7 protein-coding genes are annotated in these 11,730 nt (G+C 74.5%); 4 read left to right on the forward strand and 3 right to left on the reverse strand.

Annotation, left to right across the window (positions count from 1 at the left end; translation table 11 throughout):
• Positions 1–39 precede the first annotated feature (39 nt).
• The 4 genes from ACLBYG_RS16510 (at position 40) to ACLBYG_RS16525 (ending at position 4,515) form a co-directional block, all read left to right on the forward strand.
• Positions 40–1,557: a D-alanyl-D-alanine carboxypeptidase family protein gene (locus ACLBYG_RS16510; protein WP_447682103.1), complete on the forward strand. Its 1,518-nt coding sequence runs from the start codon at positions 40–42 to the stop codon at positions 1,555–1,557.
• Between the two features lie 66 nt (positions 1,558–1,623).
• On the forward strand, positions 1,624–2,730 hold the full coding sequence (locus ACLBYG_RS16515; RefSeq protein WP_447682104.1) for a CobW family GTP-binding protein: 1,107 nt from the start codon (positions 1,624–1,626) through the stop codon (positions 2,728–2,730).
• A gap of 104 nt (positions 2,731–2,834) precedes the next feature.
• On the forward strand, positions 2,835–3,722 hold the full coding sequence (locus ACLBYG_RS16520; protein ID WP_447682105.1) for a hypothetical protein: 888 nt from the start codon (positions 2,835–2,837) through the stop codon (positions 3,720–3,722).
• A 73-nt stretch (positions 3,723–3,795) separates the two neighbouring features.
• The gene (locus tag ACLBYG_RS16525; RefSeq protein ID WP_447682106.1) at positions 3,796–4,515 is read left to right on the forward strand and encodes an endonuclease III domain-containing protein; all 720 of its coding nucleotides are present in this window, start codon (positions 3,796–3,798) and stop codon (positions 4,513–4,515) included.
• Between the two features lie 3 nt (positions 4,516–4,518).
• Here the strand turns inward: ACLBYG_RS16525 and ACLBYG_RS16530 are convergent, their stop codons facing one another.
• From ACLBYG_RS16530 to ACLBYG_RS16540, 3 genes are all read right to left on the reverse strand, one after another.
• Positions 4,519–4,836, reverse strand: a complete 318-nt coding sequence (locus ACLBYG_RS16530; RefSeq protein WP_447682107.1) for an HPr family phosphocarrier protein — start codon at positions 4,834–4,836, stop codon at positions 4,519–4,521.
• Between the two features lie 130 nt (positions 4,837–4,966).
• Positions 4,967–9,319, reverse strand: a complete 4,353-nt coding sequence (locus ACLBYG_RS16535) for a translocation/assembly module TamB domain-containing protein (protein WP_447682108.1) — start codon at positions 9,317–9,319, stop codon at positions 4,967–4,969.
• Positions 9,320–11,278, reverse strand: a complete 1,959-nt coding sequence (locus ACLBYG_RS16540) for an autotransporter assembly complex protein TamA (RefSeq protein ID WP_447682109.1) — start codon at positions 11,276–11,278, stop codon at positions 9,320–9,322.
• Between the last annotated feature and the right edge of the window lie 452 nt (positions 11,279–11,730).

The following is an 11,730-nucleotide window of genomic DNA, read 5'->3' on the forward strand; positions in this document are numbered from 1 at the left end:
GGCGTCGATCCAGGCGATCCTCTGACGAGTCGGGCTCGAATGTCCTCTTCTCTCTACCGACGCCTCACCGTCGGGCTTGCGGCGCTGACGGGTCTGCTCGGGGCGGGTCTCGTCGGGATCGGCGCCGCGAACGCCGTGACGGTGCCGATCCTCGTGGCCGACGTGGATTCCGGCAAGGTCATCTACGCGCAGGCGCCGACCGATCCCTGGTACCCGGCCTCGATCACGAAGCTGATGACGACCTACGTCGCTCTGGACCTCGTCCGGCAGGGCAAGGTCTCGCTCGACTCGATGATCACCATCTCGGCCGCTGCCGCCGCGGAGCCGCCGTCGAAGATGGGCTTCAAGCCGGGCACGCAGCTCACCCTCGACAACGCCCTGAAGATCATCATGGTCAAGTCGGCGAACGACGTCGCCTACGCGATCGGCGAGTCGCTCGGGGGATCCGTCGAGAACTTCGCCGCGCTGATGAACGAGACCGCGCAGCGGATCGGCATGCACGACAGCCGCTGGTTCAACCCGAACGGCCTGCCCGACCCGCGCCAGTGGACCTCCGCCCGCGACATGGCGGTCCTCGCCCGGGCGCTGATCCGCGACTTCCCGGATTCCCACGACCTGTTCTCGATCTCGGCGATCCAGTTCGGCCGCGCCGTGATGGCGAACCACAACGGGCTGCTCGGGCGCTATCCCGGCACGGACGGGATGAAGACCGGCTTCATCTGCTCGGGCGGCTTCAACGTCGTGGCGACCGCCACGCGCAACGGCCGGCGGATCGTCACCATCGTGATGGGGCAGCCGACCCCGCGCGAGCGCGACGTGAAGACCGCCGACCTGTTCGACTACGCCTTCGGCCAGAGCGCCGGCTGGACCAGCCCGACCCTCGACGCGCTGCCGGCCTCCGCGATCCCGGCGCCGCCGGACATGCGTCCCTTCGTGTGCGGCGGCAAGAAGCCCCCGGCCATCGAGGACGGTCCCGGCGCGCTGAGCGCCCCCGGTTCGGCCGCGCAGCTGATCGGCGGCTCGGCGGCGAACTCGCCGGCGCTGGCGCTCGCCGCGTTCTCCAACCCGGCCCTCCGGGCGCGGTCCCTGCCGCCGCGGGCGCCGCTCCAGCCGATCGCCGTCTGGGTCGGTCGCAACCCGGCCGAGGGCCAGCAGATCCTCGAGGCGCAGGAGGCCGAGCAGAAGGCCGCCGCCGCCAACACCCGCGCCGCCAAGCTCGAGGCCGCCAAGGCCAAGCGCGCGGCGGCCCTCGAGGCGGCCAAGCAGGCGCGCGCGGCGCGCCTGGAGCGGGCCGAGGCCGCGAAGGCGGCCGCCAAATCCGCTCCCAAGGTCGCCGCGAAGCCGGGCCACGGCGTGCCGCGGAACGCCAGCGCCTACACGTCGGACGTCACGCCCGGGATGCCGGAGGCCAAGCCCGGGAAGGGCCTGACCAAGCCGGCTCCGAAGGCGGCCGCCCACAAGGCGGCGCCCGCCAAGGCCGATACGACGTCCCACAAGGCGGCGGCCAAGGCCCCGGCCAGGAAGCCGGCCGCCAAGAAGGCGGCGGCCGACGAGTAGGTCCGCGCGGGTGTCCGTGCGGCCGCCGCGTTGCCGCGGAGGTCGCCACACCCCACTTCGTCGCCCATGTCGCCGCCTCTGTCAGAGTCTTCCGCCCCCGCTCCGGACCCGCGCCGCCCGGAGCCCATCCCGCTGACCGTGCTCACCGGCTTCCTCGGAGCCGGGAAGACCACCCTGCTGAACCGGCTGCTGCGCGATCCCGCGCTCGCCGACACGGTGGTGATCGTCAACGAGTTCGGCGAGATCGGCCTGGACCACCTGCTGATCGAGACCGTCGACGAGGACATGATCCTGCTCGGCGCCGGCTGCCTGTGCTGCACGGTGCGGGGCGACCTGATCGCCACCCTCGAGGATCTGCTGCGCAAGCGCGACAACGGCCGGATCCGGCCGTTCCGCCGGGTCGTGATCGAGACGACGGGCCTCGCCGATCCGGCGCCGATCCTGCACGCGCTGATCTACCATCCCTATCTGGTGCTGCGGTACCGTCTCCAGGCCGTGGTGACGGTGGTGGACGCGGCTACCGGCGCCGCGACCCTCGACGCCCATCCGGAAGCCCTGCGGCAGGCCGCGGTCGCCGACCGGATCGTGCTGACCAAGGCCGACCTCGCGGGCGACCTCTCGGGGATCCGCGCGCGCCTCGCGGCGCTCAACCCGGCCGCCCCGATCGTCGCGCCCGACGCCCCCGCGGACACGCTCCTCGGCGGCCTGTTCGGCCTCGACGGCAAGACCGCCGACGTGCGCGCGTGGCTCGGCGACGCGGCCCTGGAGCAGGCGCATCACCGCCACGCCGACGTGAACCACCACGACGCGTCGATCCGGGCGATCTGCCTGACCAGCGCGGCGCCCGTGCCGCGCCCCGCCTTCGAGATGTTCATGGATCTCCTGCGCTCCGGCCACGGGCCGAAGCTGCTCCGGCTCAAGGGCCTCGTCGCCCTCGCCGACGATCCCGAGCGTCCCCTCGTCGTCCACGGCGTCCAGCACGTGTTCCACGCGCCGGTCACCCTCCCGGCCTGGCCGGATCCCGACCACACCTCGCGCCTCGTCCTGATCCTGCGCGACCTCGATCCGGCCTTCGTGCGCCAGCTCTGGGACGCCTTCCTCGGCCGCCCCCGGGTCGACGCGCCGGATGCCGCCGCCCTCTTCGACAATCCCCTGGCGATCCCCGGCCCCTGACGCCGGCGGTCGGCACCGTCCTTGAAGCCCTCGACGCGAAGGGCGCCCCGGAGGCGCCGGATCGTCCCGGATCGGGACGGGTCGTCGAGAGGCAGGACACGCGGATGGCGCGACGCTTCACCGTGATACAGGGCGGGCTCACCGAGCGGCCGGACCGCGCGGCGGATCCGGAAGCCGGAGCCGGTGCCGAGGACGGCGCCGAGGACGGCGCCGAGACCGGGACCTGGCGGGTCGATCTGCGGCGACCCGGTGCCGTCGACGCGGCCTCCGTCGCCGCGTGGCGGGCCATGCTCGTGCGCAACGCGGTGACCGACCCGCTGCGCGACCCGGACCACCTCCTCCCGCTCGCCCAGCACTGCCCGGCCGGTCGTCCCGTGGCCGTCGCCCTCGCCTGGAGCCGGGACGCGCGCGACGGCCACGAGACCCTGCGCGGCGTGGTCCCGCTGGCGATGCCGCATCCGGTCTGGGGCCGCCGCGCCCGGCCCTGGCAGCCCGCCGAGCCCGACGCGGCCGCCCTCGTGGAGCGCGCGGCCGCGGAGGCCGTCGACCGGGCGCTGCGGGAGCGGCTCGGGGCGCTGCGCCGCCCGCTCCGACTCGTCGGCCAGTCCGCACCCGCCCCGGATCCGGAGCCGCGGCGCCCCGTCCTGGCGGCCAGCCGCCCGGCGCGTTCCCGGCCGATCCCGGCCGGGAAACTGCTCGGCGTGCGTCCCGAGGGCTGGGAGCCCGCGGAGACCGAGATGCTCGCCGTCACCGAGCCGGAAGCGGTCCGCGACGCCGTCGAGACCTTCCTCGCCCTCGACGCCCGCACGGCCGCGCGGCCGATCATCGCCGACCCGGCCGAGGCGTCGCTGGTGCGTGTGGTCACCCGGCTGTTCGCCCGCCGCGGCGCGCTGCGGGTCGAGTTCCGCCGTCGGGCCGGCGCGGTGGTCGCCGGGACGCTCCACCTGTGCGCCGGCGCCAACGCGGTGCCCTGGCGCCGCGCCCGGGCCTGAGTGGCCGGTGAGCGGTCAATCCGCCGCGTCCGGGGCGCCTGTCGACGGGGGCGGCGAACCCTAGCTGGCCGACATGACCCGCGACCTGCCCCACGGCGTTCGACCCGCTCCGCGCCGGAAGGCGGCCGCACGGACGGTGCCGCGCTCGCGCGGGGCGGGCGAGGCCGACCGGGTGGCCGCCATCCTCGCGCGCCTCGCCGAGCGGGACCCGGATCCGAAGGCCGGATTCGACCGCACCGACCCGTTCCGCCTGCTCGTGACCGTGCTGCTCTCGGCCCAGTCCACCGGCCCGACCGTCTCGCGGATCGCGGACGCGCTGTTCGCCGAGGCCCGCGATCCCGCCGCCATGGCGGCCCTGGGGGAGGCCCGGATCACCGAGATCGTCCGGCCGGTCGGGCTCGGGCCCTCCAAGGCGCGCAACATCGTCAGGCTGTCGGCGGTCCTGCTCGCGGAGCACGGCGGCGCCGTCCCGCGCAGCGCCGCGGAGATGCGCCGCCTGCCGGGGATCGGCCGGAAGAGCGCCGAGGTCACGGCGAACTTCGCCTTCCACGAGCCGGTGATCGCGGTCGACACCCACATCTTCCGGATCGCGAACCGGATCCCCCTCGCCCCGGGCGCGACGGTCGACGCGGTGGCCGACGGCCTCGCCCGAATCGTGCCGGACGCGTTCAAGGACAACGCCCATGTCTGGCTGTTCCGGCACGGGCGCGACACCTGCACGGCCCGGAAGCCCGCCTGCCCCCGGTGCCCGGTCTCCGACCTGTGCGCGTGGCCGGGCAAGGCGACGGCCTAGACGCTACTCGTCCTCGCCGAAGCGGTTGGCCAGCAGGGCCTCGATGGCGTCGAGGCAGCCCTCCGCGTCCGGGCCGACGGCGGTGACGGCGATGCGTGTGCCCATGGCGGCGCCGAGCGTCAGCAGGCCCATGATCGAGCGCCCGCCGACCGTCTCGCCGGCCCGGGTGACCGTCACGGCGGCGTCGTAGCGCTCCACGGTCTGCACGAACTTCGCGGAGGCGCGGGCGTGGAGGCCCCGCCTGTTGATGATCGGGAGCTTGCGGATAAGGCCGCCCTCCGGAACCGGCGGATCGTCATCGGTCTCGAAAAGCTCGTCCATCGCCCGTGGTGTTTCCCGCCCGATCGGCGGCCCTGGCGGCCGCTCGTCCCGAACCTAAACCATTGACCGGGCGTGTCGATCCCGCAGCCCCGCGGGCGCGGTGGAACGGGCGGCTGTGTGACCGTGCCGGCTACCACTCGTACTCGGCGCCGACGCCGAGGCTGGTGCGGCCGTCGGTCCCGGCCTCGCCCTTCAGCTTGATCCGGCGGGTGACGTCGAAGTCGACCCCGACGGCGGTGTCGGCGGGCTTCGCCCCGGCCTTCACGCCGACGCTGACCCGATCCGAGATGTAGCGCGAGGCGCCGATCGCCGGCCCGCCGCTCGCGCCGGTGGAGACGTCGAGGCTGTCGAGGCCGAGGCTCTTGCGCGCCTGCTCGAACACGTCCGGACCGGCGGCGCCACCCGAGAGCTGGGCGACGGCCTGGGCGAGCTGCAGCGCCTGGAACGGCGACAGGCCGGCCGACGCCTTCTTGAAGAGGATCCGCGACAGGATCTCGTCCTGCGGCAGGACCGGATCCGAGGTCAGGGAGAATTGCGGCGCGTCCGCGAAGCCCGAGACCGCGATGCGGGCGGTCACGTCGGTAGCCTTGGTCTCGGCGACGAAATCGAGCTCCGGCGTGGTCAGGCTGCCGGCGAAGGTCAGCCGGCCGCGGCTGAAATCCAGGCGCTGGCCGACGAGCTCGAACTGTCCGCGCCGTAGGGAGAACGCGCCGTTGGCGTTGGGCGACGCCGAGGTGCCGGTCACGCGCAGCGCACCGCCGAGTTCCGCGTCGATGCCGCGCCCGCGCACGAAGATGCGGCTCGGCGCGTCGATCGTCACGTCGAGGGTGGCGTCGAACGGGACGGCCGGCTTCCCGCCCCGTCGCCCGGACCGGGTCGCGGCCTTCCGCTCCGCCCGCTGCGCCAGACGCGCCTTCAGGGCCGGCGGCGTGTTGACGTGGCGGACGCCCGGCAGCGGCCGGATGGTGGCCGGCAGCCGGTCCGGAACCGCGACGTCGATCGACACGACGTTCACCCGGCCGGCGATCCGCGGCGTCCGCGCCAGCGGCCCCGCCAGCGTGATGTCGACGCTCGACACGGCCGTCATCAGCGGGCTGGAGACGAGTTCGGCCTTGTCGGCGACGACGTGGAAATTGCCCGGGAAGTCGGGCGCGAGGGAGACGCGGCCGGTGACGGAGACCTGACCGCCGTTGCGGGCGGTCGCGGTCAGGCGCTCGACCACGACGCTGTCGCCGCGGCCGGTGACGCGACCCTCGATCCCGGTGAAGCGGAGCCCGTTCAGCGGATCGGTGAAGCTCCCGCCGCTCAGCACCGCCGCGCCCTGGGCCCGCGGCGCCGCGAGCGTGCCGGTGACGCCGCCGTCGACGGCGATCTTGCCGGTGACGCTCTGGCCGCCGACGCTCAGGAGGGAATTGGCGAGGGCGGCGTCGAGCGTCCCGCGCGCGCGCAGGTCCAGCGGACCCCCGGCCTCCACGGGCAGCGACCCGGAGACCGTCAGGGCGACGCCGCGCCCGGCCGTGACCCGCCCGTCCAGGCTCGCCTGCCCGTCCGACAGCGTGCCCTTGGCGGTCGCGTCGATCGCCGGCAAGCCGGCCTGCCGCGTCTGCGGGGCAACGAGCTTGGCGACGCTGACCGCGTAGCGCCCCTCCGGCCGCGTCGCGGGGCCGCGGAGATCCGCCTCCCCGTCCAGGGTCCCCGAGAGGGCGAGGCTCGGTGCGGCGATCCGGGCGAGCGACAGGGGCAGCGACCGGATCGCCACCTTGAGGTCGAGATCCCGCCCGGCGCGGCCCGCGACCGTGACGCGGCCGGAGCCCGCCGCGATCGACAGGCCGTCGATCACCGCGCCGCCGTCCCGGAGGGTGATCGCCGCCGGCCCGGTGAGGGCGAAGCGGTCGTTGCCGCGGGCCGCCGACAGGCGCTGGATCTCGATCCGCGTGTCCGCGGCCGGGACGACCCGCGCGGCACCGTCGAGCGTGAAGCCGCGCGCCCGGGCGGTGAGGTTCACGTCGCTGAAGGCGGGCGTGCCGTTCGCGAGGAGCCGGATCGTGTCGACCTGCTGGCCGGCGGCCACGAGCCGGTCGGCCTCGACGCGCCCGTCGAGGACCGGGTGGGCGCGCAGGTCGCGTCCCGAGAGGTCCGCGTCGAGCCGCGCGAGGGCGGTCTCGCCGTAGCGGAGACCGGCCCCGGTGGCGCGGACGGTCACGTCCTGGCGCCCGCCGTCGCGGGCGAGGGTCAGTGCGGCGTCGAGGCGGCCCGCGACCGGTTCCGGGACCAGGGGCGCGATGTCCGTCAGGTCGCCGGCCCGCACGGTGAGCGCGCCGGCCGACAGCCACGTGTCGGCCGCGACCGTCGCCTGGCCGGCGACGGAGACCGAGCCGAGATCGAGGCCGAGCCGGTCGAGGACCCAGTCCCCGCCGGCGCGCGCGAGGTGCGCGCCGCCGGTCAGCGGCTTGCCGCCGACATCGCCGCCGAGCCGGACCGTGCCGTCCGGCGCGAGGAGCGCGTCCCGCAGGACCGCCTCGACGCGCAGGTCCCGGATCGGCTTGCCGGCCGCGGTGGCGGAGGGCGCCGTCAGGGTCGCGGTCACGTCCGGATGCTCGAGGGATCCGGTCAGGCGCGCGTCAACGCCCGCCCTGCCGGTGAGGCGCCCGTCGAGATCCGCGAGGCTCTTGAGGTCGATCCTGCCGGTGACGTCCGCGCGGGTCGCCGTCGCCTCGCCCTGCAGGGTCGCGGTGACGCCGGAGCCTTCCAGGCGCAGATGGTCGAAGCCGTACCCGTCGAAGGTCTGGGAGACGCGCCCCTGGAGGCTCGGCGCGCGGCCGAGGGTGCGGTCGGCCGCCCGGATCCCGGTGACGACGCCGCTCGTCGTCACGGCGAGGTCGGCGGCGACGGCCTTGCGCGCCGGGTCGCCGCTGAGCCGCGCCTTGGCGTCGAGGCTGCCCGCGAGACCCTGGCCCGCGAGGCCCGAGAAGACGGAGAGGTCCGGCAGCGCCGCGTCCACGGTGCCGGTCAGGGTGTTCTGGCCGACCCGGCCGGCATAGGCGGCCCGCGCCGTGTCGGAATCGAGGTTGAGCGCCGCGATATCGAGAACGCCGTCGGCGCCGGCCGAGGCCCGGAGCGTCACGGTGGCCCGGCTGCCGATCGCCCGGCGCAGGGCCGGGTCGGCGAGCTTCAGCCCGTCGACCCGGCCGTCCGCCGCGATGGCGAAACGCTGCGCCGACGGCTCGCCCTGCGGGTCGATGCCGAGGCTGGCCTCGATCCGGTCCAGGCTGGAATCGCGGCTGCGCAGGGCGGCCGCGTCGAGACGGCCCCGGACGGTGGGCGCCCCCAGCGGTCCCTTGAGGCTGCCGTCGAAGACGAGCTTGCCGATCTCGGCCTCGCCGGCCCGGGTGACGTCGCCCTCCGTCGGCAGGGCGCGCGCCTGCAACGTCAGGTCGGCGACCCGGTCGCGGGTGAGGCTGCCGCCGGCCGTCAGGCGCGCCGTGCGGGAGGTCAGCTCCAGCCGGTCGATCCGGAAGGCGCCGCTATCCGCGAAGGCGAGGCCGCCGTCGAGCTTGGTGGTGCCGGCGAAGACCGCCGCCGCCGGACCGGGCATCAGCCCCTCGATCCGGGCCGCGAGGTCGAGGGCGAGGCGCCGCTCGGCCCCGATGCGGGAGATCTTCGCCCCGCCCCTAGCGCCGATGTCGGGACCGGCCGTGAAGTCGAGCTTGGCCCCCCAGGCATCCAGTGTCCCGGTCCCGTCGAGCGCGAAGTCGATCGGCGGGGTGCCGGGCAGGTTGGCGGCCTTCGAGAGCAGGCCGCCCGCCGGCTCGACCAGGTTCGCCTTGAGTTCCAGCCGCTCGCCGTTCGGCACGAACAGCAGCGACAGCAGGAAGCGGCCCGGCGCGTCGAGGCGCTGCGCCCTCGCCTGCAGGTCGAGCCCCTCGCTGGCGGCGCCGAGCTTCGCCCGGCCCTCCGCCGACAGCCGCGCCGGCTGCCCGGCCACCGCCTCGCCCAGTGTCAGCTCGGCCAGCTTGAAGCCCTTGATCTCGACCTTGACCGGCAGGTCCGGCAGGAGCCGCCCGTCGGGCTTGGCCTCGGGCGGCGGCGGTCCGGGGATCGGGCGGCGCAGCACGTCGAGATGCCCGATCTCGAGGCTGTCGACCTCCAGCCGTCCCGACAGGAGGGCCAGCCGCCGCCAGACGATGCGGGCCCGGTCGAGCTTCAGCCAGACGCCGTCGCGGTCGCTGATCGCCACGTCCCGGATGGTCGCGTCCGAGGACAGGGCGCCGTCGATGGCGCCGATCGCCACCCGCGACGAGGGCGTCGACAGGGCGCGGGACAGGAGGCCGCCGAGGACGGACTTGTCGCCCTCGTCGGCGCGCGTCGCCGCGAGGGTCCAGGGCAGCAGGGCGAGGCAGACCAGGACGAGCGCCAGGCTCCACTGGCCGGGACGGGCGGTCGGACGCGCGGTGCGCGGCGTGAGTCCGGTTCGGAACACCATTCAGAACGCCTGCCCCAGGCTGAGATACAGGACGGCGGGACGCACGTGTCCGCCCTTGTAGGGGTCGAGCGGGAAGGCGACGTCCGCGCGGATCGGCCCGATGCCGGTGTAGTAGCGCAGGCCGATGCCCACGGATTTGCGGATCTTCTCGTCGAAATCCGGCGTCGCCGAGGCGAAGGCGGTGCCCGCGTCGAAGAACGGCACCACGCCGATCGTGTCGGTGACCTTGATGCGTGCCTCGAGCGAGGCCTCCAGCAGGCTGCGGCCGCCGATCGGCAGGTTGAAGGGACCGATCGGCCCGAGGGTCCGGTACGGGTAGCCCCGCACCGAGCCGCCGCCGCCCGCGAAGAACCTGAAATTGTCGGGGATCTCCCCAAGCGGCGCCCCCGAGACCGAGCCGAAGCCGACGCGGCCGGCGAGGATCACGCGGGCCTCGTCGTCGAGGGCGTAGTAGGTGGAGCCCTGCGCCTTGGCCACGACGATGCCGGGCGAGGAGATCGCGCCGGGATAGACCGCCAGCGACGCGATGGCCCGGACGCCCCGGGTCGGGTCGAGGAGGCTGTCGGTGGAATCGTAGGTGACCGAGGCTGGCACGCCGATCAGCCGGTAATTGACCGTGCCGAGGGCGTCCTTCGACCGGCCCGCCTGCGCGTCGAGCCCGATCTGCGCCGAGAACGTGTCCGAGAACCGGTGCCGGATCGCCCCCGAGACGCCGCCGCCATCCACGAGGTAGCTCTGCTGCACCTCGCGGGTGACGAAGGCGTTCGCGAGAAAGTCGTTGCGCGTCCCCCAAAGGGCCGGCTGGACGTAGGTCGCAGAGAGGCGGCCGCCGAGGCCGTTCGTGCCGATCCCCGCGAGCTTGCGCTGGTTGGCGAACGGGTCGTTGCCGAGACCCAGATAGTAGAGGTCGGCATCCACCCGGAAGGACTCGCCGCCACCGAACAGGTTGCGGTTGGCGTAGTAGGCCCGCACGCCCGGCCCGTCGACGGTGGAGTAGCGCGCCGAGACGCCCACGAGGTTGCGCTCGCGCTCGGTGACCGCGACGAACAGCGGCAGGTTCCCGTCGGCGTCGAGGGTCGTGCCCTCGCGGACCCGCACGCCGCCGATCCCCTCGATCCGCGCCACCGACCGGCGGATCGCCGCCACCGCCTGGGGCGAGTACGGGTCGCCCGGCTCGGCGTAGATGAAGGAGCGGATGGTGGCCGGGTCGATGCCCGGCGCACCGCTGACCGTGACCGGGCCGAGTCCGGCCACCGGGCCCGGCGCCACCGTGAAGGTCACGTCCATGACGTGGGCGGCATCGTCCACCACGGGGTCGCGCGCGACCACCTTGGCGAAGGGATGGCCCTGCGCGCGGAACTGGTCGACGATCTGCGCTTCCCGCGCCAGCACCGTCGCCGAGCGCGCGGGCACGTCGTCGTCGACGCGGGTGACCCGCGCGGGTAGCGCGGAGTCCGGGAACGGATTGCCCGCCAGATCGCGCACGGTGATCCGGCGCAACTGGTAGAGGGGCCCGAGATCGACCGCGATCCGCACCGGGACGAGGCCGCGGTTGCGCCACGCCTCCGCGGCACCGACCGCCGACGCCGCCTGGCCCGGCACCGGCGCGCCGTCGATCCGGATCGTGACCGTTCCCTGATAGTAGCCGTAGCCCGACAGGACGTCGGCGAGCTTGGCGCGGTCGGTCTCGGCCCGGCGCAGCAGGCCCTCGCCGTCGGGCGGGGGCTCCTGCCGCAGGCGATAGAGGGTGGACGTGTCCTGCAGGGCTCGCAGTACGTCGGAATCGTCCGTGCCGGTGATCCGCAGCGTGTACGGAAGCGCCGTGGCGCTCGGTGGCGGCGGCTCCGGCTCGCTGCCGAACAGGCCGAACAGGTCGAAGGCGCGCGCGGGTTGGCTCCCCGCGGCGACCAGCAGGGCCAGGGCCAGGGCGGCCAGCCTCGGCGGCGATGCGCGACGCATCACCGGTCGGCCTGGACGATGAGAGGGAGCGGAGACGCGCAAACCGCGCTCTTCAGCTCCGATCGAGGTCGGCCGTGCCGCCTGCCTGTGAGATCATTGCCGCTCCCCCCTTACGCCGTATCACGACGTACCCCACCGCATCTTAAGGCCAGGTGCCCGCGAGGCCAACACCGCCAAGGTCGCGGCCCGGGGACCGCGCCCGGGAACCGGTTCGGCCGCTCGCGATGAGGCTGGTCGACGACGGGCTTCGACGCGCGTGATGCAGACGGCACAGACCGCAAACCCGGGGCGGCGCGGTGCTCGGACTCCCCTCCCCTCGCGGAGGGCAGGCCTGGTCGCGGAGCGTGTCCGCGTCACGAGCGCTTCAATGCGACAGACAGCCATAAACACAGAACCCGCCGCGCTGTTAAGCGCGGCGGGTTCTGTGTGTCGGATTTGGTTGCGGGGACAGG

The sequence above is a fragment of the Methylobacterium sp. D53M genome, assembly GCF_053345625.1.